The sequence below is a fragment of the Streptomyces sp. G5(2025) genome (assembly GCF_049542075.1).
In the GTDB taxonomy this organism is placed as follows: Bacteria; Actinomycetota; Actinomycetes; order Streptomycetales; family Streptomycetaceae; genus Streptomyces.
This window is the reverse complement of record NZ_JBMUZT010000006.1, coordinates 4,617,900-4,641,030: the sequence shown is the minus strand read 5'-3', so window position 1 is coordinate 4,641,030 and position 23,131 is coordinate 4,617,900. Positions and strand designations below refer to the sequence as shown.

General features: G+C 70.8%; 21 protein-coding genes, 2 tRNA genes and 1 pseudogene. 8 read left to right on the top strand and 16 right to left on the bottom strand.

The genetic code is table 11. The features are described 5' to 3' along the window. Window positions 1–323 precede the first annotated feature (323 nt). Window positions 324–980 carry an SDR family oxidoreductase gene (locus ACOBQB_RS31940; RefSeq protein ID WP_423596668.1) on the top strand — a complete coding sequence of 219 codons (657 nt, stop codon included), beginning with the start codon at window positions 324–326 and terminating at the stop codon, window positions 978–980. A 79-nt stretch (window positions 981–1,059) separates the two neighbouring features. On the opposite strand, the gene ACOBQB_RS31935 is transcribed toward ACOBQB_RS31940, so the two are convergent. Both ACOBQB_RS31935 and ACOBQB_RS31930 read right to left on the bottom strand, forming a co-directional pair. Next, window positions 1,060–1,272: a hypothetical protein gene (locus ACOBQB_RS31935; RefSeq protein ID WP_223776198.1), complete on the bottom strand. Its 213-nt coding sequence runs from the start codon at window positions 1,270–1,272 to the stop codon at window positions 1,060–1,062. Between the two features lie 142 nt (window positions 1,273–1,414). Then, window positions 1,415–1,496 (bottom strand) — tRNA-Tyr (locus ACOBQB_RS31930). Window positions 1,497–1,692: 196 nt separating this feature from the next. Here ACOBQB_RS31930 and ACOBQB_RS31925 point away from each other — a divergent pair. Then, entirely contained in the window at window positions 1,693–2,181 is a 489-nt protein-coding gene (locus ACOBQB_RS31925; protein ID WP_127910240.1) for a YajQ family cyclic di-GMP-binding protein, read from the top strand. Window positions 2,182–2,284: 103 nt separating this feature from the next. Then, window positions 2,285–2,359: transfer RNA gene (locus ACOBQB_RS31920), tRNA-Ala, on the top strand. Between the two features lie 43 nt (window positions 2,360–2,402). Here ACOBQB_RS31920 and ACOBQB_RS31915 read toward each other — a convergent pair. From ACOBQB_RS31915 to ACOBQB_RS31850, 14 genes and pseudogenes are all read right to left on the bottom strand, one after another. Next, on the bottom strand, window positions 2,403–2,669 hold the full coding sequence (locus tag ACOBQB_RS31915; protein ID WP_423596665.1) for a GlsB/YeaQ/YmgE family stress response membrane protein: 267 nt from the start codon (window positions 2,667–2,669) through the stop codon (window positions 2,403–2,405). Window positions 2,670–2,851: 182 nt separating this feature from the next. Continuing rightward, a complete protein-coding gene (locus ACOBQB_RS31910) occupies window positions 2,852–3,400 on the bottom strand; it encodes an SMI1/KNR4 family protein (protein WP_423596663.1) in 549 nt (182 codons plus the stop codon). A 115-nt stretch (window positions 3,401–3,515) separates the two neighbouring features. Beyond that, entirely contained in the window at window positions 3,516–3,911 is a 396-nt protein-coding gene (locus ACOBQB_RS31905) for a YccF domain-containing protein (RefSeq protein WP_423596661.1), read from the bottom strand. Further along, complete coding sequence (gene htpX, locus ACOBQB_RS31900; RefSeq protein WP_423596659.1) at window positions 3,908–4,771, bottom strand: zinc metalloprotease HtpX; 864 nt, start codon at window positions 4,769–4,771, stop codon at window positions 3,908–3,910. Before htpX ends, ACOBQB_RS31905 begins: the two co-directional genes overlap by 4 nt. 160 nt (window positions 4,772–4,931) lie before the next feature. Continuing rightward, window positions 4,932–6,443, bottom strand: coding sequence for an NADH-quinone oxidoreductase subunit N (locus tag ACOBQB_RS31895; protein ID WP_423598896.1), 1,512 nt, complete (start codon window positions 6,441–6,443; stop codon window positions 4,932–4,934). A gap of 26 nt (window positions 6,444–6,469) precedes the next feature. Further along, on the bottom strand, window positions 6,470–8,059 hold the full coding sequence (locus ACOBQB_RS31890) for an NADH-quinone oxidoreductase subunit M (RefSeq protein WP_423596657.1): 1,590 nt from the start codon (window positions 8,057–8,059) through the stop codon (window positions 6,470–6,472). A 6-nt stretch (window positions 8,060–8,065) separates the two neighbouring features. After that, a complete protein-coding gene (locus ACOBQB_RS31885; protein WP_423596655.1) occupies window positions 8,066–10,060 on the bottom strand; it encodes an NADH-quinone oxidoreductase subunit L in 1,995 nt (664 codons plus the stop codon). After that, window positions 10,057–10,446, bottom strand: coding sequence for an NADH-quinone oxidoreductase subunit NuoK (gene nuoK / locus ACOBQB_RS31880; RefSeq protein WP_423596653.1), 390 nt, complete (start codon window positions 10,444–10,446; stop codon window positions 10,057–10,059). Before nuoK ends, ACOBQB_RS31885 begins: the two co-directional genes overlap by 4 nt. Next, window positions 10,446–11,111: an NADH-quinone oxidoreductase subunit J gene (locus ACOBQB_RS31875; RefSeq protein ID WP_423596651.1), complete on the bottom strand. Its 666-nt coding sequence runs from the start codon at window positions 11,109–11,111 to the stop codon at window positions 10,446–10,448. The genes nuoK and ACOBQB_RS31875 overlap by 1 nt, the downstream gene beginning before the upstream one ends. A gap of 379 nt (window positions 11,112–11,490) precedes the next feature. Further along, a pseudogene (locus ACOBQB_RS31870) lies at window positions 11,491–12,019 on the bottom strand (NuoI/complex I 23 kDa subunit family protein); the annotation flags it as partial. Further along, window positions 12,019–12,987: a complex I subunit 1/NuoH family protein gene (locus ACOBQB_RS31865; RefSeq protein WP_423596649.1), complete on the bottom strand. Its 969-nt coding sequence runs from the start codon at window positions 12,985–12,987 to the stop codon at window positions 12,019–12,021. The gene ACOBQB_RS31865 and the pseudogene ACOBQB_RS31870, both read right to left, overlap by 1 nt. Next, a complete protein-coding gene (locus ACOBQB_RS31860; protein ID WP_423596647.1) occupies window positions 12,984–14,468 on the bottom strand; it encodes an NADH-quinone oxidoreductase subunit C in 1,485 nt (494 codons plus the stop codon). The genes ACOBQB_RS31865 and ACOBQB_RS31860 overlap by 4 nt, the downstream gene beginning before the upstream one ends. Then, window positions 14,465–15,064, bottom strand: coding sequence for an NADH-quinone oxidoreductase subunit B (locus ACOBQB_RS31855; RefSeq protein ID WP_423598894.1), 600 nt, complete (start codon window positions 15,062–15,064; stop codon window positions 14,465–14,467). Before ACOBQB_RS31855 ends, ACOBQB_RS31860 begins: the two co-directional genes overlap by 4 nt. Before the next feature lie 74 nt (window positions 15,065–15,138). Then, on the bottom strand, window positions 15,139–15,528 hold the full coding sequence (locus tag ACOBQB_RS31850; protein WP_423596645.1) for an NADH-quinone oxidoreductase subunit A: 390 nt from the start codon (window positions 15,526–15,528) through the stop codon (window positions 15,139–15,141). Between the two features lie 244 nt (window positions 15,529–15,772). On the opposite strand from ACOBQB_RS31850, the gene ACOBQB_RS31845 reads away from it, so the two are divergent. The 5 genes from ACOBQB_RS31845 (at window position 15,773) to ACOBQB_RS31825 (ending at window position 22,945) form a co-directional block, all read left to right on the top strand. Next, window positions 15,773–16,975: a sensor histidine kinase gene (locus ACOBQB_RS31845; RefSeq protein ID WP_423596643.1), complete on the top strand. Its 1,203-nt coding sequence runs from the start codon at window positions 15,773–15,775 to the stop codon at window positions 16,973–16,975. A gap of 202 nt (window positions 16,976–17,177) precedes the next feature. Beyond that, window positions 17,178–18,536 (top strand): sensor histidine kinase, encoded by a 1,359-nt coding sequence (locus ACOBQB_RS31840; protein ID WP_423596641.1) that lies wholly within the window; start codon window positions 17,178–17,180, stop codon window positions 18,534–18,536. Between the two features lie 379 nt (window positions 18,537–18,915). Beyond that, window positions 18,916–19,575, top strand: coding sequence for a LuxR C-terminal-related transcriptional regulator (locus ACOBQB_RS31835; protein ID WP_423598892.1), 660 nt, complete (start codon window positions 18,916–18,918; stop codon window positions 19,573–19,575). Between the two features lie 384 nt (window positions 19,576–19,959). Beyond that, entirely contained in the window at window positions 19,960–21,891 is a 1,932-nt protein-coding gene (locus tag ACOBQB_RS31830) for a 2-oxoacid:acceptor oxidoreductase subunit alpha (protein WP_423596639.1), read from the top strand. Further along, window positions 21,884–22,945, top strand: coding sequence for a 2-oxoacid:ferredoxin oxidoreductase subunit beta (locus ACOBQB_RS31825; RefSeq protein ID WP_423596637.1), 1,062 nt, complete (start codon window positions 21,884–21,886; stop codon window positions 22,943–22,945). Before ACOBQB_RS31830 ends, ACOBQB_RS31825 begins: the two co-directional genes overlap by 8 nt. Window positions 22,946–23,131: the final 186 nt, after the last annotated feature.

Below are 23,131 nucleotides of genomic sequence, written 5' to 3'. Positions count from 1 at the left end.
CGGCTCCTGAAGGGCGGCGGAGCGCCGAAGGATCTGTGGGCCGACGGGTTGGAAGCTGGAGGACCGGGGGGCAGACGCTGATGGGCGCCCGCCTCTGCCTGCGGAGAGGCGCGTCCCCGCAGGCAAGGACGGGCGCCCACGCCGAGAAGCACCGGGTCGCCTGGAGAGCGCTGGTGAGCGGCTCGCCGGTCAATCGGTGCCGGCGTGGAGCCCTCGCGCGGTTACCCGCCCGCAAGGGCTCACGTGCCCGCATACGCGTGATCCAGGTGTTCCGCTCGCTGCGCGTGCGGCGAACGCGTCCGCGCTGCCGTACGGTCGACAGCATGCGCATTGTCATCGCTGGAGGTCATGGTCAGATCGCGCTGCGGCTGGAGCGCCTGCTCGCCGCGCGTGGTGACGAGGTCGCAGGGCTGATCCGCAACGCCGGCCAAGAGGCCGACCTGCGTGCGGTCGGTGCCGAACCGGTGCTGTGCGACCTGGAGTCGGCCTCGGTCGACGAGGTCGCCGAGAAGCTGCGCGGAGCCGACGCGGCCGTCTTCGCGGCGGGCGCGGGGCCCGGCAGTGGCGTCGACCGCAAGAACACCGTGGACCGCGACGCGGCCGTGCTTTTCGCCGACGCGGCGGAGCGGGCCGGGGTGCGACGGTACATCGTCGTGTCGTCGATGGGCGCTGACCCGGCCCACCAGGGCGACGAGGTCTTCGACGCCTACCTGAAGGCCAAGGGCGAGGCGGACGCGGACGTACGCGCGCGTGCCGCCCTGGACTGGACGATCCTGCGTCCCGGCATGCTGACGGACGACGCGGGCACCGGGCTCGTACGCCTGGAGGCGTCGACCGGGCGCGGGCCGATCCCGCGGGACGACGTCGCCGCGGTGCTCGCGGAGCTCTTGGAGACGTCCGCGACGGCCGGGCTGACGCTGGAGTTGGTCAGCGGTTCGGTGCCGGTTTCGGTGGCCGTCAAGTCCGTTGCGGGGAACTGAGTTCCGGACGCTGTCGGCGTCCTGAGGGGCCGAGCGGTTCCCCCGCGCAGACATCCTCGCGGAACTGTCTCCCTCCCGCTCAGAACAGCGGGAGCTGGCCCGGTAGGTCCGGGACCGTGTAGCCGTCCAGAGCGGGCTGTACGGCCCCCAGCTGGGCCTGGCGGCGGGATCCTGGGCAGGAGACCAGGTCGCCGGTGGCACGTGGGCCCGGCGGGTCGTGGCGGGCGAACCGTCCGCCGACGACAGCGATCTCTCGGCGGCACTCCGGGCAGTTTCTGCGGCGGGACGACATGGGCCCATTCTGGGCCCCGCGCTCCTCATGACGGCGGGCCCGACGCCCCAGCCACTCTCTGGACTTCTCTGGAGCTCTCCGGGCGCACGAAAAGACCCTCTCCGAGTTGCGTTTCCGCAATTCGGAGAGGGTCTCCTTCGTGTGGCGGCGCCAGGATTCGAACCTGGGAAGGCTGAGCCGGCAGATTTACAGTCTGCTCCCTTTGGCCGCTCGGGCACACCGCCTGGTTTGCTGCCTCGCCCCGCTTTCGCGGTGCTCCGTGGCAACGACGTAAACGATACCTGATGCACAGGGGTGCTTCGCCACCCGATTGATCGGCACCCCGCGCGGGGGCGGTGGCTAGGCTTTGCGGATGCGGCCAGCGTCAGGCGGCCGTGTATCCGCTGAGTACGCACACCCCGATACAAGGAGCCACAGGACATGGCCGACTCCAGTTTCGACATCGTCTCGAAGGTCGAGCGGCAAGAGGTCGACAACGCCCTCAACCAGACGGCCAAGGAGATCTCGCAGCGCTACGACTTCCGGGGCACGGACGCCTCGATCTCGTGGTCCGGCGAGAAGATCCTGATGGAGGCGAGCGGCGAGGAGCGAGTCAAGGCGATCCTCGATGTCTTCCAGTCCAAGCTGGTCAAGCGCGGCATCTCGCTGAAGGCGCTGGACGCGGGCGAGCCGCAGCTGTCCGGCAAGGAGTACAAGATCTTCGCCTCGATCGAGGAGGGCATCTCCCAGGAGAACGCGAAGAAGGTCGCCAAGATCATCCGCGATGAGGGCCCGAAGGGCGTCAAGGCGCAGGTCCAGGGCGACGAGCTGCGGGTCAGCTCGAAGAGCCGGGACGACCTCCAGGCCGTGCAGGCACTGCTCAAGGGCCAGGACTTCGACTTCGCCCTGCAGTTCGTGAACTACCGGTAAGCACATACGCGATGACCGGTACGCGCGTGCGTCACCGGTGAGCAGTCGCAATGCCCGGCGGCCCGTCCCTCTGGACGGGCCGCCGGTCTATGATCACGGCAAGGCGGGGTCGTAGCACAGAGGTAGTGCGCCTACACAGCATGGAGGAGGACGCCGGTTCGAATCCGGCCGCCCCGCCCCTCTGAAGTGACGGCGCCCGGACAGTTCCTGGGAACGGCGTCTCAGCGGCGCGAGTGACCGAAGAGGATGCGGTAGGCGACGAGAAGGACGAGCGAGCCGCCGATGGCCGCGGCCCAGGTGGCACCGTCGTAGAAGTCATTGACAATCGGGCGGTCGAGGTAGCGGGCGGATATCCAGCCGCCGATGAAGGCGCCCGCGATGCCGATGACGGTCGTACCGATGAAGCCGCCCGGGTCGCGGCCGGGCAGCAGCAGTTTGGCGACGGCCCCCGCGAGCAGCCCCAGAATGATCCAGCTGACGATGCCCATGCAGTGACCCGGCCCTTCTCGCGCGGTGAGCTTTTTGTGCGGTGTTGTCCTGAAGGACGCCTCTACGATGTGGTGCGGTTGCGGTGATCCGTGAGGTGCGGCATGTGACACGGCTGCGGGCGGCGGGCCGGCGGGCTGCGAGTCGGGCGCTCAGGGGCTCTGCGTCCGGCGGGTGCCAGGCTTCAGGCGGGCGTCACGCGCGTGTGGTCGTCTCGCCATGCCGGCAGTTCCAGGTCGTCGTTGTCCTCCTCGTACCAGCCCGTGCCGTCGAGCCAGGCGGTGAGCCAGGTCGTGAGGTTCGGGGAGTCGACGAACCAGGCGTGCTTCGGGTCGCCGCCGTTGGGCTCGAAGAGCAGGACTTGGGCCGTGTCCGTACGGCAGTTCACGCACGCGTACATCGCGCATCCCCAGTGGGATATCGGCAGCACGCCTTCGGGCCAGCCCCAGTCGTCGGAGTCGCGCATCTCCAGGTAGTGCTCGACGACGGTCGGCTCGCCTCCGGAGGACTTGCCTTCGAGCAGGGGCAACAGGCCGTACTCCGGGCCGAATCCGCCGTCGCCTACGCGGGTGTAGAGGGCGGCGAGCAGCGGCGGCAGGCGAAAGCCCAGGGCGGCCTCCGCGCGGGCCAGGGTCCGCGCGTCCAGGGGCGCGGGCAGGACGTCCCAGCCCCAGGGGCGGGTGGCGCGCGCCTCTGCGGCGACACGGGCCAGCAACTGCTCGGTGTCGGTCATGAGTTCATGGTGGACCACGGCACTGACAATCAGGCCGTCGCGGCGTGACGCCCAGGCACACCCGCAGCACGCGCGTCGTGCACGGGTGTGGGTGCGGGTGCGGGTGCGGGTGGTTCTAGTAGCGCGCGGTGAACGGCTGGTCCGTGCGGACGATCTCGCGTCCGAGCGGCAGCAGCGAGACCGGGATCAACTTGAAGTTGGCGACACCGAGGGGGATACCGATGATCGTGACGCACAGGAGGAGGCCCGTGACGATGTGGCCGAGCGCGAGCCACCAGCCGGCGAGGACCAGCCACAGGACGTTGCCCACGCACGAGGGCGCGCCCGCTTCGCGGCGCTCGACCGTGGTGTAGCCGAAGGGCCACAGGGCATAGCGGCCGATGCGGAAGCTGGCCAGGCCGAACGGGATGCCGATGACCGTGACGCAGAGCAGCACGCCCGCCACCAGGTAACCGAGGAACATCCAGAAGCCGCACAGGACGAGCCATATGACGTTGAGGATTGTCTTCACTGCTGACGACCTGCCATCTGCTCGAGTCGGGCGATGCGCTCCGCCATCGGCGGATGCGTGGAGAACATCTTGGACATGCCCTGCCCCGGACGGAACGGGTTCGCGATCATCATGTGGCTGGCCGTCTCAAGACGGGGCTCGGGCGGCAGCGGCAACTGCTTTGTCCCGACTTCGAGTTTACGCAGGGCGCTCGCGAGAGCGAGTGGGTCGCCGGTGAGCTGCGCTCCGGACGCGTCGGCCTCGTACTCCCTGGAGCGGCTGATGGCCAGCTGGATGATCGAGGCCGCCAGGGGGCCGAGCAGCATGATCAGGAGCATCCCGAAGATGCCGGGGCCTTCATTGTCGTTCGACCGGCCGACGGGGATCAGCCAGGCGAAGTTGACCAGGAACATGATCACGGAGGCGAGGGCGCCCGCGACCGAGGAGATCAGGATGTCGCGGTTGTAGACGTGGCTCAGCTCGTGGCCGATGACGCCGCGCAGTTCGCGTTCGTCGAGGAGGCGCAGGATGCCGTCGGTGCAGCACACCGCGGCGTTGCGCGGGTTGCGGCCGGTCGCGAAGGCGTTGGGGGCCTCCGTGGGCGAGATGTACAGCCGGGGCATGGGCTGGCGGGCCTGGGTAGAGAGCTCGCGGACCATGCGGTACAGCGTGGGGGCCTCGAATTCGCTCACCGGGCGGGCACGCATGGCGCGCAGGGCCAGCTTGTCGCTGTTCCAGTACGCGTACGCATTGGTGCCGAGCGCCACCAAGAGCGCGACGAACAGGCCCGTGCGCCCGAAGAAACTGCCGATGACGAGGATGAGAGCGGACAGTCCCCCGAGGAGTACGGCGGTCTTCAACCCGTTGTGCCGGCGGTGCACGGTACGCCCTCCTGGTGGTGCGTGGGGGAACCCTCTGCTGACTGGAGCTTCCACTGTTCAGTGGACCCTCCCGTACTGGTCAACGCCAGGCGGGGAGCACTAGTTCCCTTGTGCGCGCTCAGGAGCGGTGTAGGCCGCGCGGGTGACGGGCCCGCCCGCGTCAGAAGAGGCCGGTGTCGGAGAACCTCAGGACGAGCTGGGGCGCTCCGGAGAGGGCGATTCCGAGGGCCACCGTCAGCGCGATGGCCGCCGTGAGGGGGGCCGGGGCACGGTGCGCGACCGGCTCGCCCTCCGGGGCGCGGAAGAGGAGCGCGGTCCACTGGAGGTAGTAGTAGAGCGCGATCACGACGTTCACGGCCATCACCACGGCGAGCCAGCCGAGGCCCGCGTCGACCGCCGCCGAGAAGACGGTGACCTTGGCGAAGAGGCCGATGATGCCGGGGGGCAGGCCCGCGAGGCAGAGCAGGAAGAAGGCCAGTACGAGGGCGGCCAAGGGGTTGCGCGCGTACAGACCCCGGTAGTCGTTGACCCTGTTCAGGCGTTGGACGCGCCCGACGAGCGCGGCGACGGCGAAGGCCCCGAGGTTCACGGCCGCGTACATCAGCGCGTACGCGACGGTGGAGCCGACGGCCTTCTCCGCGGCGGCTTCGTTGTCGGCGTATCCGGCGGCGGCGATCGGCACCAGGAGGTAGCCGGCCTGGCCGACCGAGGACCAGGCGAGGAGGCGGACCGCGCTGTACGCCCGCGTGGACCGCTGCCGCAGGGCGGCGACGTTGCCCGCCGTCATGGTGAGCGCGGCGAGGACGGCGAGCACAGGGCCCCAGACGTCCGCGTACGAGGGGAAGGCGACGACCGTGACGAGGATGAGGCCGGTGAAGCCGACGGCCTTCCCGACGACCGACAGGTATGCGGCGACGGGCAGCGGCGCGCCTACGTAGGTGTCCGGTACCCAGAAGTGGAAGGGCACGGCCGCCACCTTGAAGGCGAAGCCGACGAGGGTGAGGGCGACGCCGGTCTGGGCGAGCGTGTGCAGCTGCCCGTCGGCGATCTGGGGGCCTTGAAGCTTGGTGGCGATCTCGGTGAGGTGCAGGGTGCCGGTGGCCGCGTACACGAAGCTGACGCCCATGAGGCTCACGGCGGTCGCGGTGACCGAGGAGAGGAAGAACTTCAAGGCCGCTTCGGAGGAGCGCTTGTCGCCGTGCCGGAGGCCGACGAGGGCGAAGGCGGGCAGGGAGGCGACCTCCAGGGCGACGATGAGCGTCGCGAGGTCGCGCGAGGCGGGCAGCAGGGCGGCGCCCGCCGCGGAGGACAGCAGGAGGAACCAGTACTCCCCCGCGGGGAGGTCTCGTCGGGAGTCCTTGAGGGTGCTCATGGAGAGCAGGGCCGTCAGCAGGGCGCCGCCGAGGACGAGGAGCTGGATGACCAGGGTGAAGCGGTCGGCGGTGTAGCTGCACGCGTGCGTGCCGCCGCCGGTCAGGCAGAAGGTCGAGCGGTCGTCGTCCAGGAGGGGCAGCAGAGCGAGCCCGGCCGCCGCCAGGCCGGCCACGGAGATCCAGCCGAGGACGGCCTTCTTGCCGTCACCCACGAAGAGGTCGGCGACAAGGACGACGAGGCCGACCACCGCGACGATGGTCGGTGGCGCGATCGCGAGCCAGTCGACGGACTGGACCATGCTGGAGGCGCTTTCGGCGGCCACGGTCACGACTTGCCTCCAGTGAGGAGCTTCTGCACGGCCGGGTCGGTCAGGCCGAGGAGAGCCGCGGGCCAGAGTCCGGCGAGGACGGTGAGGGCGACGAGCGGGGTCCAGGCGGCGAATTCGTAGCCGTGGACGTCGGCGAGGACCTGGGGCGCGGGCTCGTCGGTGCTCTGTGGCGTCGGCCCCATGCAGACACGACGTACGACGATGAGCATGTACGCGGCGGTGAGCAGCGTGCCGAAGGCGGCGATCGCCATGAAGGTGAGGAAGGCGGGGCGGCTCAGGTCGTCGGCGGGCTTGAAGGCGCCGAACAGCGCGAGCATCTCGCCCCAGAACCCGGCCAGACCCGGCAGGCCGAGCGAGGCGACCGCGCCGAACGCGAGCAGGCCGCCGAGGCGGGGGGCCTTGCCGTAGAGCGCGGCGCCGGACTCCTGTGCGAGCGAGTCGAGGTCGGTGGTGCCGGTGCGGTCCTTGAGCGCGCCGACGAGGAAGAAGAGCAGGCCGGTGATGAGGCCGTGGGCGATGTTGGCGAACAGCGCGCCGTTCACGCCGGTTGGGCTCATCGTCGCGATGCCGAGCAGTACGAAGCCCATGTGGCCGACGGACGAGTACGCGATGAGCCGCTTGAGATCGCCCTTCGCGCCCCGCTTGGCGAGGGCGAGGCAGGCGAGGGAGCCGTAGATGATCCCGACGACCGCGAAGGCCGCGAGGTAGGGCGCGAACTCCCGCATGCCGTCGGGGGCGATGGGCAGGAGGATCCGGACGAACCCGTACGTACCCATCTTCAGCAGCACGCCGGCCAGCAGGACCGAGCCGACGGTGGGCGCGGCGGTGTGGGCGTCCGGCAGCCAGCTGTGCAGCGGCCACATCGGCGTCTTGACCGCGAGCCCGATGCCGATCGCCAGAACGGCGATGACCTGCACGGATGTACTCAGGCCACGGCCGTTGTCAGTGGCGAGTGCCACCATGTCGAATGTGCCGGACCTGAGCCCGATGAGGAGCAGGCCCAGCAGCATCACGACGGACCCGAGCAGGGTGTAGAGGATGAACTTCCAGGCGGCCTGGGTTCGTTGCTCGCCGCCCCAGCGGGCGATGAGGAAGTACATCGGGATGAGCACCATCTCGAACGCCAGGAAGAACAGCAGCAGATCGAGGACGGCGAACGTCGCGAGGGTGCCGGACTCGAGGACGAGGATCAGTGCGACGAATGCCTTGGGGGACGGGCCCTTCGGCATCTTGAAGTAGCTGTAGAGCGCGCAGAGGAAGGTCAGCAGCGCGGTCAGGACCAGGAGGGGGACAGAGATGCCGTCGATGCCGAGGTGGATGCGCACGTCTAGTGCGGGGATCCAGCTGATGTCGGTCGTGGCCTGCATCTTTGACGGCTGGTCATCGTTGAAGCCGAGCGCGAGGACGATCGCGGCGAGCAGGATGACGCCGGTCACCAGCACGCCGTGCCTGAGCACGGCCTGGTCGGGCGACTTTCCCTTCAGCCCGGGCGGGGCCGGCAGGAGGGCGGCCACGGCGCCGATGAGCGGGCCGACGACGATCAACGCCAGAAGAAACTGCATCACGGACTCACTGATACCGATCACGGCTGCTCACGCTCCGGCGGTGGCGACGAGGACGGCGGCGACGGCCAGGACGACCGTGCCTGCGAGCAGCGCGCTCAGATAGGTCTGTACGTTGCCGGTCTGCGCGCGCCGGACGGCCGCGCCGAGCCAGCGGGGTGCGGTGCCCGCGCCGCGCACGTACGTCTCGACGACCTCGCGGTCGAGGAAGCGGACGAGACGCGCGGCGGCCTGGACCGGGCGGACGAACAGGGCGGTGTAGACGGCGTCGAGGCGGAAGCCTCCGGCGGCGTGGCGGTGCAGCGGGCCCAGCAGCAGGCGGCCCGGGTCGGCCGGGTCGTGGGCCGAGGCGATGTCCCCGTAGACGGGGGCGTGCGAGGCGATGGCCTCCGCCTCGACCTGTCCTCCGTCGCCCTCCGGGTTCACCGCGACCGCGCCCATCGGGACGCGGGCGGCGAGCGCGGTGGTGTGCCGCCACGCGCCGTACGTGACGACGCCGCCGACGAGGGCGAGGCCCGTGCCGAGCACGGAGGTCGTCAGCGTCGGGGTGAGCGAGTGGCCGTCGAACCAGTCCGGCAGGACACCGACCGTGAGACCGAAAACGAGGGAAGGGACCGCGAGCACCCAGAGCACGGCTGTCATGGCCACGGGCTGCTTCCCGTGGTCCGGGGCCTCGGTGCCCTTTCCGTGGAAGGCGAGCAGCCATAGACGCGTCGCGTAGGCGGCGGTGAGGAGGGCGGTGAGCAGTCCGGCGACGAGGACGATCCAGCCGGCCGAGGCGGGCGCGGACGCGGCGTGGCCCGTGGCGGTGTGCTCGGCGGCGCCGAGCACGGCCTCCTTGGAGAAGAAGCCGCTGAACGGCGGGATCGCGGCGAGCGCGAGGAGCGCCACGGTCATCGTCCAGTAGGCGTCCGGGATGCGGTCGCGCAGGCCCCCCATGCGGGACATGGCGGCCAGGGAGTTGGTGCCGGCGGCGTGGATGATCACGCCCGCGGCGAGGAACAGCAGCGCCTTGAAGGCGCCGTGGGACAGGAGGTGGAAGACGGCGGCACCGCGGTCGCCGGCGGCGAGGGCGCCGGTCATGTAGCCGAGCTGGCCGATCGTCGAGTACGCGAGGACGCGCTTGATGTCGTCCTGGGCGAGCGCGGCGAGGGCCGAGCCGGCCATCGTGACGGCGGCCATGACGGCGAGGACGACCAGGGCCGCCGCGGAGGCGGCGAAGACGGGAAGGAGGCGCGCCACGAAGTACACGCCGGCGGCGACCATCGTCGCGGCGTGGATCAGCGCGGAGACGGGCGTGGGGCCCGCCATCGCGTCGGGCAGCCAGGTGTGCAGTGGGAACTGCGCGGACTTGCCCGCCACGCCCGCGAGGAGCAGCAGGGCGATCAGCGTCGGGTGGTCGAGGCCGCCGTCGTCGACCGCCGCGAGGATCGTCGTGATGCGGAAGGAGCCCGCGTCGACGGCGAGGGCGAACAGGCCGATGAGGAAGGGGACGTCGCCGAGCTTGGTGACCAGGAAGGCCTTCAGGGAGGCGGCGCGCGCCTCGGGCGTCTCCCAGTAGTGGCCGACGAGGAAGTACGAGCAGATGCCCATGATCTCCCAGCCGACCAGGAGCACCATCAGGTCGCCTGAGTAGACGACGAGCAGCATCGCGGAGGTGAAGAGGGAGACGAGAGCGGCGTACGAGGGGTAGCGCGGGTCCTCGCGGAGGTAGCCCGTCGAGTAGATCTGCACGCAGGAGGCGACAACGCCGACCAGGACGGCGACGAGGGCGGCGAAGCCGTCGATGTGCAGGGCGAGCTCGATGGGGACCGAGCCGGTCGGGGTCAGCTCGGTGGCGGCGTCGACGGCCCGGTCGCCGCCTTGGCGGACGGCGACGAGGGCGGCCAGTACGAGTGCCGTCAGCGTGGGCAGCACCGCGAGGGGGCGTACGAGTCCGGGGCTCCGGCGCCCGAGCAGCAGGCCGGCGGCCGCGCCCAGGAACGGGAGGAGGGGGACGAGGATGGCGAGGGTGGTCGTGGTCACGCGGTGGCCTCGGTCTTCTGCGACTGCGGTGACGTCAGTGACTGCGGCGGCTCCTGTGACTCGTCCGGCCCGGTGGGCTCGGCGGTATCACGGAGGTCGTCGACGGCGGAGGTGCCGCGGTTGCGGTAGACGGCCAGGACGATCGCGAGGCCGATGCCGATCTCGGCGGCGGCGATGGCGATGGTGAAGAGCGTCAGGGCCTGGCCGGCGTGGAGGGCGTCGCGGAGCCAGACGTCGAAGGCGACGAGGTTGAGGTTGACGGCGTTGAGCATCAGCTCGACCGACATCAGGACCAGGATCGCGTTGCGGCGGGCGAGGACGCCGTAGAGGCCGACGCAGAAGAGGAGGACGGCGAGGACGGCGGGATAGGCGAGATGGAGGTGCATCAGCGGTTCCCCTCCCGGTCCGTGGCCGGGGCATCAGTGGCCGAGGCATCCGTGGACCGGGCAACCGTGGATCGGGCAACCGTGGACCGGGCATCCGCCGCGGTGTTCTTGCGGGACAGGGCGATCGCGCCGACGAGGGCGGCGAGGAGAAGGACGGAGAGCGCTTCGAAGGGAAGCACCCAGTGCCGGAAGAGGACCGAGCCGGTCACGCGGGTGGAGCCCTGGGCGGCGCCGTCCAGGTCGATCACCGTGGTGCGGAACGCGTCCACGACGACCCAGACCAGGGCGGCGGCAGCGGCGAGGGCCACCGCGAGCGCGATCGGGCGGTTGCCCGAATCGGCGTCCGGGGAGCGGCCGATGGGCGCCCGGGTGAGCATCAGGCCGAAGAGGAGGAGGACCACGACGGAACCGACGTAGATGAGGACCTGCACCCAGGCGATGAACTCCGCGGTCAGCAGGAGGTACTCGACGGCGAGGCCGCCGAGCGCCACGACCAGCCACAGGGCGGCGTGGACCAGCTGCCGGGTCGTGACGGTGATGACCGCCGCGCCGAGGGTGACGAGGCCGACGAGGAGGAAGGCGATCTCGACGCCGGTCGGTGAGAGGAAACCGTGGTTCTCGGCGGCCGCGGCCGCCGTTGCCGCGGTGGCTGCTGCGGAGGTCACGACTCACCTTCCCGCGGCTCGGGCTTGGACTTGGGCTCGGAGCCGGGCTTGGGCTCGGGCTTGGAGGCGGGGTCGGGCTTGGGCTCGGGGTGCCCGGTGGCGGGTGCGGGCGCCTGCGGGTCGGGCTTGGGCTCGGGGTGCCCGGTGGCGGGTGCGGGGTCGGGCTCGGGGTGCCCGGTGGCGGGTGCGGGCGCCTGCGGGTCGGGCTTGGGCTCGGGGTGCCCGGTGGCGGGTGCGGGGTCGGGCTCGGGGTGCCCGGTGGCGGGTGCGGGCGCCTGCGGGTCGGGCTTGGGCTCGGGGTGCCCGGTGGCGGGTGCGGGGTCGGGCTTGGGCTCGGGGTGCCCGGTGGCGGGTGCGGGCGCCTGCGGGTCGGGCTTGGGTTCTTGGGCGGCGGCCAGCTTCTCCGCTGCCTTGCGGGCGGCGGCGAGTTCCTTCGGCTCCTCGGCGCCGGGGTCCAGGGCGGGCGGGGCCGGGACCGTCCACATCCACTCGCGGAGCTTGTCGCGCTCGTGGGTGAGTTCGTGGATGTCGGTCTCGGCGTACTCGAACTCCGGGGACCAGAAGAGGGCGTCGAAGGGGCACACCTCGATGCAGATGCCGCAGTACATGCAGAGGGAGAAGTCGATGGCGAAGCGGTCGAGCACGTTGCGGCTGCGCTCACGGCCGCCGGGGGCGGCGGGCGGCACCGTCTCCTTGTGGGAGTCGATGTAGATGCACCAGTCCGGGCACTCGCGGGCGCACAGCATGCAGACCGTGCAGTTCTCCTCGAACAGGCCGATGACGCCACGGGTGCGGGGCGGCAGTTCGGGCTGGGCGTCGGGGTATTGCTCGGTGACGGTCTTCTTCGTCATCGTGCGGAGGGTGACGGCGAGGCCCTTGGCGAGGCCGGACCCTGGGATCGGAGGCATCAGTTGATCGCCACCTTCACGATTCCGGTGAGCGCGATCTGCGCGAGGGCGAGGGGGACGAGGGTGGTCCAGGCCAGCTTCTGGAGCTGGTCCTCACGGAGGCGGGGGTAGGACACGCGGAGCCAGATCACGACGAACGCGAGGACGGCCGTCTTGAGCAGGGTCCAGACCCAGCCCAGGCCGTCAGCGCCCCATGGGCCGTGCCAGCCTCCCAGGAAGAGGACGGTGGTCAGGCCGCACAGGACGACGATTCCGGCGTACTCAGCGAGGAGGAAGAGGGCGAAGCGCAGGCCCGTGTACTCGGTGTAGGCACCGAAGATGATCTCGGAGTCGGCGACCGGCATGTCGAAGGGCGGGCGCTGGAGTTCGGCGAGGCCGGCGACGAAGAACACGAGGGCGCCGACGATCTGCCAGGGCAGCCACCACCATTCGAACGCGTCGACGATGCCGGGCAGGGAGACCGTGCCCGCGGCCATCGCGACGGAGGCGGCGGCGAGCAGCATCGGCAGTTCGTAGGCGAGGAGCTGGGCGGCGGTGCGCAGGCCGCCGAGGAGGGAGAACTTGTTGGCGCTGGCCCAGCCCGCCATGAGCGAGCCGAGCACACTGATGCCCATGATCGCGAGGACGAAGAAGACGCCCGCGTCGACGACCTCGCCGACCGCGCCCTCGCCGGGGCCGATCGGGATGGCGACGAGTACGAGGAGGTAGGGCAGCAGGGCGATGGCCGGGGCGAGCTGGAAGACGCGGCGGTCGGCCTCGGCCGGGACGATGTCTTCCTTCTGGGCGAACTTGACGCCGTCGGCGACGAGTTGGGCCCAGCCGTGGAAGCCGCCGGCGTACATGGGGCCGAGGCGGCCCTGCATGTGGGCCATCACCTTGTGTTCGGTCTGACCGATGACGAGGGGCAGGACCAGGAACACCGCGAAGACGATGACGAGGCGCAGGGCGACGTCGAGGGCGTCGTTCACTCGGTGCCTCCGGTGCGGTCGTCGTTATCGGGGTGCGGGGTGGTGGGGGGAGTGGGGCGCGGGGTGGGGCCGGGCTTCGGCTCGGGCTGCGGCTCGGGCTGCGCGGGCGCCGCTTCCGGCTGGTTGGTCTTCGGCTCAGGACGTGTGACCTCAGCGTCGGGCCGCGTGAACTCGGCTCCGGGCTGGACAGCCTCCGGGTCAGGACGCGCGGACTCCTCTCCCGACTGCAAGGACCCCACTCCCGGCCGGTCAGCCTCCGGCTCAACACGCGCGGACTCCACTCCCGGCTGCACGGGCTCCACTCCCGGCCGGTCAGCCTCCGGCTCGGGGCTCACCGGCTTCCCTTCCGGCTGGGCAGCCTTCGGCTCGGGGCTCACCGGCTTCCCTTCCGGCTGGGCAGCCTTCGGCTCGGGGCTCACCGGCTCCCCTTCCGGCTGGGCAGCCTTCGGCTCGGGGGGGTCGGTTCGTGGTGTCGGCTGGGGCGGGGTGTCGAATGTCGGGCGGGCGTGGTGCCAGGGGGCGTCGGAGTTGCGTGGCGGTGAGGGGCGCTTGGCCTCGGGGCTCGCCGTGGCCGCAGCGTCGTTCTCGGGATCGGTCTTGCGGGCCGCCTCCGGCTTGGCCTCAGGCTCCGCGGCGGCCGCCGCATTCGGCTTCGGCTTCGGGGTCGCCTCAGCTGACGTCGGCTCCGGATCCGTAGCCGTCGCCCGCTGGGAAGCCGAGCCCTGGCTGACGCTGCGGGAGCGGCGCGGGGGGCCGCTGGGGGCTTCCGGGGGCTGGGGGGCGGCCTGGCTCGCCGAGCCCTCGCTCGCCGAGCGGGTTCGCCGCGCGGGACGCTCACCGGCTGCCGCTCGACCGGCGGCGCCCGCCGCGCCCGCCGCGCGGCCCGCGCCTCGGGCTGGGCGGGCCGGGGCCGCCGGGAGCTGCCCCTTCAGGGGGCCCCACTCGTTGGGGTCGGGTACGCCGGGCGGCAGCATCTGGCGGCGCTTGGGGCCGCCGTGCTCGGACTCCCCCGGCTCCTTGGCGCCCGGCCAGGCCTTCGCGACACGCGCCGCGAGCACGAAGTCCTTGCGCAGCGGGTGGCCCTCAAAGGTTTCGGGCAGCAGCAGCGGGGTCAGTCCGGGGTGGCCCTCGAACGTCACGCCGAACATCTCGTGTGTCTCGCGCTCATGCCAGGCGGCGCCCGCGTAGACGTCGACCGCGGAGGCGAGCACTGGGGCGTCGTGCGGAACCGTCGTACGCAGGAGGAGGCGGCGTACGGGCGCGAGTGCGACCACGTGGGCGCAGATCCTGAAGCCCGTGCCGGGTTCGTCGACCGCGCTCAGCCAGTCGAAGTAGGTGCAGGAGAGCGTGGTGCGGGCCGTCTCCAGGGCGGTCGTCCACTGAGCCGGGGGGACGTCGACGGTCAGTACGTCGTACGACTCCTCGGCCGTCGCCTCCGCGCCGAAGAGCTCCTCGACGGGGCTCGGCAGCCAGCCGGTCACCGGTCACCTTCCCGAGCTTCGGGCGTGGCCGCGGGTCCCTGGACGAGGCCGCTGCGCAGCGCCGCTACGGAAGGTCGCGTACCGCTGCCGTACCGCTCGCCGAGCGACTCGCGGGCGATCTTCTCCTGGAGCTTGAGAATGCCCTGGAGCAGCGCCTCGGGCCGGGGCGGGCAGCCGGGGACGTACACGTCGACCGGGATGATCTGATCGACGCCCTTGGTGACGGAGTACGAGTCCCAGTAGGGGCCGCCGCAGTTGGAGCAGGCGCCGAAGGAGATGACGTACTTCGGTTCGGGCATCTGTTCGTACAGACGCTTCACGGCGGGCGCCATCTTGTCGGTGACCGTGCCGGACACGACCATCAGGTCGGCCTGGCGCGGCCCCGGTGCGAAGGGGATGACGCCGAGCCGGATGAAGTCATGGCGCGCCATGGAGGCGGCGATGAACTCGATCGCGCAGCAGGCGAGGCCGAAGTTGAAGACCCACAGGGAGTAGCGGCGGCCCCAGTTGAGGACCACCTTCATCGGCTCGGGGGCCAGACGGGAGAGCACGCCCAGCCGCTTCGGCTCCGGAAGGTCCACGGGAGCGGGATCCATGGGAGCGGGGTCCACGGAAGCGGGGTCCACGGAAGCGGAGTTCACGGAAGCGTGGGGCACGGGGGTCATGGGGCTCACGTCCATGTGAGGACGCCCTTCTTGTATGCGTACAGCAGGCCCACGGCGAGGAAGCCGAGGAAGATGAACATCTCCACGAGCGTCGTCGCGCCGTAGCCGTGCGCGGCGAAGACCGTCGCCCAGGGGAAGAGGAAGATCGAGTCGACGGCGAAGATCACGTAGAGGAAGGCGTAGACGTAGTAACGGACCTGGGTGTGGGCCCAGCCCTCGCCGACGGGGTCGACGCCGCACTCGTACGTCAGGAGTTTCTCAGGGGTGGGCACCACCGGGCGCAGCAGCCGTCCCGCGCCGAAGGCGACGGCGACGAACAGCACGCCGACGACCGCGAGCAGCCCCACGACGGAGTACGACTGGTAGTAGCTCGCCGCGACGTTCGTCACGTGCACGTCAGCCCCTCACTCCCCGACCGCCCTGATCCTGTTCTTGATCCTGTTCGACGATCTGTACGCACGGGAGTCTAGGGCCTGCTAAAGGATAGGTAAGCAGAGCGTCACACTTCGGTCAGGGTGAGCGTCGCCCGCCGGTCAGGGTGAGCGTGTCCGCCGGTCACGGCGAGGTGGGGTTATCCCCCGGCCGGCCTGGCGGGGGCCCTCATGGCGTTACGGCGGCGCGCCCGGCACTCTGTCGCGTATGACCGCACCCGGCACCACACTCCCGCACGATGACGAACCGCTGCCGCCCGCGCGCTTCGCGTACGAAACGCGCACCTGGCAGGAGGTCGCCCACCTCCTGGTGAACCTGCCGATGGGCATCGCCGGCTTCGTCTACGCGGTGTTCACGCTGTCGCTGGGGGCCGGGCTGACGGTGACGGTCGTCGGCCTGCCGCTGCTGGCGGTGGGGCTGCTCGGTGCGCGGCGGCTGGGCCAGGCCGAGCGGGCGCGGGCGAGGAAGCTGCTCGGCGTGCGGGTGGAGGAGCCGAGCCCGATGCGGGTGCTCGACGGAGGCGGCTTCTTCGGCCGGCTCTGGTTGACCCTGAAGGACCCGGTGGGGTGGCGCACGATGCTGTACGCGTTCATCCGGTTGCCGTGGGGCGTGGTCACCTTCACCGTGACGCTCGTCGGGCTCTTCGTGCTCTGGCCGGTGCTGCCCTTCATCGCCCGTGGCCTGACCAATGCCGACCGGGCGATGGTGCGCGGGCTGCTCTGCCCCTCCGACGAGCTGGAGCGGCGCATCGCCGAACTGGAGTCCGACCGGGGCGTGGTCGTGGACACCGCCGCCGCCGACCTGCGCCGCATCGAGCGCGATCTGCACGACGGCGCGCAGGCCCGCCTGGTCGCCCTCGCGATGGGGCTCGGCCTGGCCAAGGAGAAGCTGCTGGAGGACCCCGACGCCGCGGCCCTGATGGTGGACGAGGCGCACGGCGAGGTGAAGCTGGCCCTTCAGGAGCTGCGTGACCTGGCCCGCGGCATCCACCCGGCAGTCCTCACCGACCGCGGTCTGAACGCCGCGCTGTCCTCCGTTGCGTCGCGCTGCACGGTGCCGGTGAAGGTGACCGCCGACCTGCCGACGCGTCCGGCGGCGGCCATCGAGGGCATCGCGTACTTCACGGTCTCCGAGCTGCTGCAGAACGTCAGCAAGCACAGCGGGGCGCGGAGCGCGAGCGTCGAGGTGTGGCGCGCGGAGGACCGGCTGCTCATCCAGGTGTGGGACGACGGGCGGGGCGGGGCCCGGCTGGACGGCGGCACCGGCATGGCGGGCCTTGCGGACCGGCTCGGCGCGGTCGACGGCCTCTTCGTGATCGACTCGCCGCAGGGCGGGCCGACCACGATCACGGCGGAGCTGCCGTGGCGTGACCGCACGGCGGACCACGCTTCCGGGGCGCGCCGACCGTGAGACCCCGCCCGGGGGTAGGGAAAACCCCCGCCCTAAGACGCCGACGCGCTCCATGGCCCGGCGGCGGCCGGACGGCGAGGCTGGAGGCACGGGAAACAGGCAGCTGAGCTCGGAAAGACCTTGAGCGAACTTGGCAGACCTTAAGCGAACTTGGCAGACCTTGAGCAGCCTAGGCAACCTTGAGCAGAAACGGATGGCGGCGATGGCCACGGAGTACGGACAGGGGTACGCGCGCATGGACCGGCCGGACTTCCGGGCAGCCGACGTCGCGGAGCGGCGCCACCGCCTCCCCGCGGGGCTGCGCGCCCCGATCGAGGCCCGCACCTGGCAGGAGCTCGGCTACACCCTGCTGAGTCTGCCCATCGGCATCGTGTCCTTCGTCTTCGCGGTCACGATGTTCTCGCTCGGCGTGGGGCTGCTGGTCACCTTCATCGGCGTCCCGGTCCTCGCCGGCGCCCTGGCCGGCTGCCGCGGCATCGGCGCCCTGGAGCGGACGCGGGCCCGCAGCCTGCTCGGCCTGGACGTCGCTCCCCCGGAGCCGCTGCGCCCCAAGGGCGGCGGCGCGATGGCGCTCATCGGGTCCGTCCTCAAGAGCGGCGCGTCCTGGCGGCACCTGCTCTACTCCCTGCTGCTGATGCCGTGGTCGATGTTCTCGTTCATCGTGGCGGCGGCCTTCTGGTCGTACGGCTGGATGATGCTCACGTACCCGCTGTGGTTCTGGCTCTTCCCGCTGTACGGCGGCCAGGACGGCATCCAGCTCTACGGCGGCGACGGCCACGGCGTCTACCTCGACAACCCCTTCGAGATCGGCGTCACGGCGGCGACCGGGCTGCTGATCACGCTGGCCACGCCGTGGATCCTGCGGGCCCTGACGACCGTGGACCGGCTGATGGTGCACGGGCTGCTCGGCCCCTCGCGGCTCGCGACGCGCGTCGAGGAGCTGGAGTCGGACCGGGGCGTGGTCGTGGACACCGCCGCCGCCGACCTGCGCCGCATCGAGCGCGATCTGCACGACGGCGCGCAGGCCCGCCTGGTCGCCCTCGCCATGGACCTCGGCCTCGCCAAGGAGAAGCTGGCCGAGGACCCGGAGGCCGCGGCCCGCATGGTGGACGAGGCGCACGGCGAGGTGAAGGTCGCCCTCCAGGAGCTGCGCGATCTGGCCCGCGGCATCCACCCGGCGATCCTCACCGACCGCGGCCTGAACGCCGCGCTCTCCGCCCTGGCCGCGCGCTGCACGGTGCCGGTCCAGGTGGAGGTGGACCTGGCGAGCCGTCCGGCCGCTGCCATCGAGGGCATCGCGTACTTCACGGTCTCCGAGCTCTTGCAGAACATCAGCAAGCACAGCCGGGCGAGTCGGGCCTCGGTGGACGTGTGGCGGTCCGAGGCCCGGCTGATGCTCCAGGTCACGGACGACGGCTCGGGCGGCGCCGACGTGACGGCGGGCTCCGGCCTCGCGGGCCTCGCGGAGCGGCTGGACGCGGTCGACGGAATCCTGCTGGTCGACTCGCCGCAGGGCGGTCCGACGACGGTCACGGCGGAACTGCCCTGGCGGTACGCGTGAGGTGACGGCAACTCAGACGTCAGTCACTCAGACACTCAGACACTCAGACACTCAGTCACTCAGTCACCCGCGCCGCCCCTGGTCCGTACTCCGGACCGGGGGCGGCGCGATGGGGTGACGGCGACGGGTGCCGGGTGCCGGGTGCCGGGTGCCGGGTGCCGGGTGCCGGGTGCCGGGTGCCGGGTGCCGGGTGCCGGGTGCCGGGTGCCGGGTGCCGGGTGCCGGGTGCCGGGTGAACGAGTCTGGCGACAGCACCGGTGGACGGACCCGGATCGCGCGATACTGAGGTGCCGGACGCTCGGCCGACGTCACCGATGTCGGATCGACGCCGGTGACGTCGGCCGAGCGCGCCGGGGGGCCAAGAACAGTGGAGGACACAGTGCGGGTGGTCATCGCCGAGGATTCAGTGCTGCTCAGGGAGGGCCTGACCCGGTTGCTGACCGACCGCGGGCACGACGTGGTCGCCGGTGTGGGCGATGCCGAGGCGCTGATCAAGACCATCACCGACCTCGCGGCGCAGGACGCCCTGCCGGACGTGGTCGTCGCCGATGTGCGGATGCCGCCGACGCACACCGACGAGGGGGTGCGGGCCGCGGTGCAGCTGCGTCAGCGGCACCCGGGACTCGGGGTGCTTGTGCTTTCGCAGTACGTCGAGGAGCAGTACGCCACCGAGCTGCTCGCCGGGTCGAGCCGGGGCGTGGGGTACCTGCTGAAGGACCGGGTCGCGGAGGTGCGCGAGTTCGTGGACGCGGTGGTGCGGGTGGCCGAGGGGGGCACGGCGCTCGACCCGGAGGTCGTGGCGCAGCTGCTCGGCCGCAGCCGCAAGCAGGACGTCCTGACGGGGCTCACACCGCGTGAGCGCGAGGTACTGGGCCTGATGGCGGAGGGGCGGACGAACTCGGCGATCGCCCGGCAGCTCGTGGTGAGCGACGGCGCCGTCGAGAAGCACGTGAGCAACATCTTCCTGAAGCTCGGCCTGTCTCCCAGTGACGGAGATCACCGCAGGGTGCTCGCCGTCCTCACCTACCTCAATTCATGACCGAGTACCTCAATTCATGACCGGGCCGGGACGCGCCGTACGAGTCGGAGCCGTACGAGTCGGAGCCGTACGAGTCGGAGCCGTACGAGTCGGAAACGAGTGGGGCGCGTCAGGGCCGGGTCAGGGTCCGGTCAGGGACAAGCCGTAAGAGTCGAGTCCTAGAACCAAAGGATGTCCTGAACCAAAGGATGAACGGGGAGCGTCATCTACCAGGGGCCGGGGGAATAGGCGAATCATGGCGAACCAGGACAACAGGGCGTCTCAAAACAGCGTCCAAAATACGAGCTACCCCAGGAAGGCGACCCTTACAGACGTAGGGTGGGCCTTGGGAGCGCCGGGCGTCCCGGCGATTGCCCTCAGCCGCCTTGAGGGAGGTCCAGTTCAGTGACCAGCCAGGTCAGTAGCGAAGCCGAGCAGGCCGACGGGGCACTCGTCGGAGAGCAACGCAAGCGCGCGGGTGAGAAGGACGTACGGCGCCTGGACCGGGTGATCATCCGTTTCGCGGGTGACTCCGGTGACGGTATGCAGCTCACGGGTGACCGCTTCACTTCGGAGACCGCGTCCTTCGGCAACGACCTGTCGACGCTGCCGAACTTCCCGGCCGAGATCAGGGCTCCCGCCGGGACCCTGCCGGGCGTCTCCTCCTTCCAGCTGCACTTCGCCGACCACGACATCCTGACCCCCGGGGACGCCCCGAACGTCCTGGTGGCGATGAACCCGGCGGCCCTGAAGGCGAACATCGGCGACGTGCCGCGCGGCGCGGAGATCATCGTCAACACGGACGAGTTCTCCAAGCGGGCGATGCAGAAGGTCGGTTACGACGTCTCGCCGCTGGAGGACGGCTCCCTGGACGGCTACAGCGTGCACCCGGTGCCGCTGACCACGCTGACGGTGGAGGCGCTCAAGGAGTTCGACCTCTCGCGCAAGGACGCGGGCCGGTCCAAGAACATGTTCGCGCTGGGCCTGCTGTCGTGGATGTACCACCGGCCGACCGAGGGCACCGAGAAGTTCCTGCGGACCAAGTTCGCCAAGAAGCCCGAGATCGCCGAGGCGAACATCGCCGCCTTCCACGCTGGCTGGAACTTCGGCGAGACGACCGAGGACTTCGCGGTCTCCTACGAAGTCGCCCCGGCCGCCACGGCCTTCCCCACCGGCACGTACCGCAACATCTCGGGGAACCTGGCCCTCTCGTACGGCCTGATCGCGGCGGGCCGGCAGGCGGATCTGCCGCTGTACCTCGGCTCGTACCCCATCACGCCGGCCTCGGACATCCTCCACGAGCTGTCCAAGCACAAGAACTTCGGCGTACGCACCTTCCAGGCGGAGGACGAGATCGCGGGCATCGGCGCGGCGCTCGGCGCGGCGTTCGGCGGCTCGCTGGCGGTGACGACGACTTCTGGGCCCGGCGTGGCGCTGAAGTCGGAGACCATCGGGCTCGCCGTCTCGCTCGAACTGCCGCTGCTGATCGTGGACATCCAGCGCGGCGGGCCCTCCACCGGCCTGCCGACCAAGACCGAGCAGGCCGACCTGCTCCAGGCGATGTACGGCCGCAACGGCGAGGCACCCGTGCCGATCGTGGCGCCCAGGACCCCGGCGGACTGCTTCGACGCCGCCCTGGAGGCGGCCCGGATCGCGGTCACCTACCGCACGCCGGTCTTCCTGCTGAGCGACGGCTACCTCGCCAACGGCAGCGAGCCGTGGCGCATCCCGGACGTGGACGAACTGCCGGACCTGCGCGTGCAGTTCGCCTCAGGGACCAATCACACCGAGGACGACGGCACCGAGGTGTTCTGGCCCTACAAGCGCGACCCGCAGACCCTGGCCCGCCCCTGGGCGATCCCCGGCACGCCCGGCCTCGAACACCGGATCGGCGGCATCGAGAAGCAGGACGGCACGGGCAACATCTCCTACGACCCGGCCAACCACGACTTCATGGTCCGCACCCGCCAGGCCAAGGTCGACGGCATCGACGTACCGGACCTGGACGTCGACGACCCGAGCGGCGAGGCCGACACGCTGGTGCTCGGCTGGGGCTCGACATACGGGCCGATCACCGCGGCCGTCCGCCGGCTGCGCGCGGCCGGTGTCCCCATCGCGCAGGCCCATCTGCGCCACCTGAACCCGTTCCCGCGGAACCTGGGCGAGGTGCTCGGGCGTTACGACAAGGTGGTGATCCCCGAGATGAACCTCGGTCAGCTCGCCACCCTCGTCAGGGCGAAGTACCTGGTGGACGCGGTCTCGTACAACCAGGTCAATGGAATGCCGTTCAAGGCCGAGCAGCTCGCCACGGCTCTCAAGGAGGCCATCGATGACTGACGTCGGCAGCGGACCGCTGAAGCTGGTGCCCAAGGCCGAGGCCAAGCAGTCCATGAAGGACTTCAAGTCCGACCAGGAGGTGCGCTGGTGCCCGGGCTGCGGCGACTACGCCGTGCTGGCCGCCGTGCAGGGCTTCATGCCGGAGCTGGGCCTGGCGAAGGAGAACATCGTCTTCGTCTCCGGCATCGGCTGCTCCTCCCGCTTCCCGTACTACATGAACACGTACGGGATGCACTCCATCCACGGCCGTGCCCCCGCCATCGCCACCGGTCTCGCCTCCTCGCGGCGCGACCTGAGCGTGTGGGTGGTCACCGGTGACGGCGACGCGCTGTCCATCGGCGGCAACCACCTCATCCACGCCCTGCGCCGCAACGTGAACCTGAAGATCCTGCTCTTCAACAACCGGATCTACGGCCTGACCAAGGGGCAGTACAGCCCCACCTCGGAAGTCGGCAAGGTCACCAAGTCGACGCCGATGGGCTCGCTCGACGCGCCCTTCAACCCGGTCTCGCTGGCGATCGGCGCGGAGGCGTCCTTCGTGGCGCGGACGGTGGACTCCGACCGCAAGCACCTCACGTCGGTGCTGCGCGAAGCCGCCGAGCACCCCGGCACGGCGCTGGTGGAGATCTACCAGAACTGCAATATCTTCAACGACGGCGCCTTCGAGGTCCTCAAGGACAAGCAGCAGGCCGAGGAGGCGGTGATCCGCCTGGAGCACGGGCAGCCGATCCGCTTCGGCGCCGACCAGTCGAAGGGCGTCGTCCGCGACGCGGTGACCGGTGACCTGAAGGTCGTCGCCGTCACCCCGGAGAACGAGCGCGACATCCTCGTCCACGACGCGCACTCCGCCTCCGCGACGACCGCGTTCGCCCTCTCCCGGCTCGCCGACCCGGACACCCTGCACCACACGCCGATCGGCGTCTTCCGCGACGTCGAGCGACCGGTCTACGACACGCTCATGGCCGACCAGCTCGACACCGCCATCGAGAGAGACGGCAAGGGCGACCTCGCCGCCCTGCTCGCGGGCGGCGACACGTGGACGGTCGTCGGCTAGCCCGGCCGCCGTCTTCCTTCCTCCGGGGCCCGGTCCTGAACCTCTCAGGACCGGGCCCCGTCGCCTTGGCCCGGATCAGGGCGCGGCGGACGGAGGGCGCTGTCATGAGTGTTCCCGGCATACGGGCATGACAGGTGAGGGCTCTCGGCGCTACCTTCGGTCTGGCAGCGTCGGACTGCCGCGCAC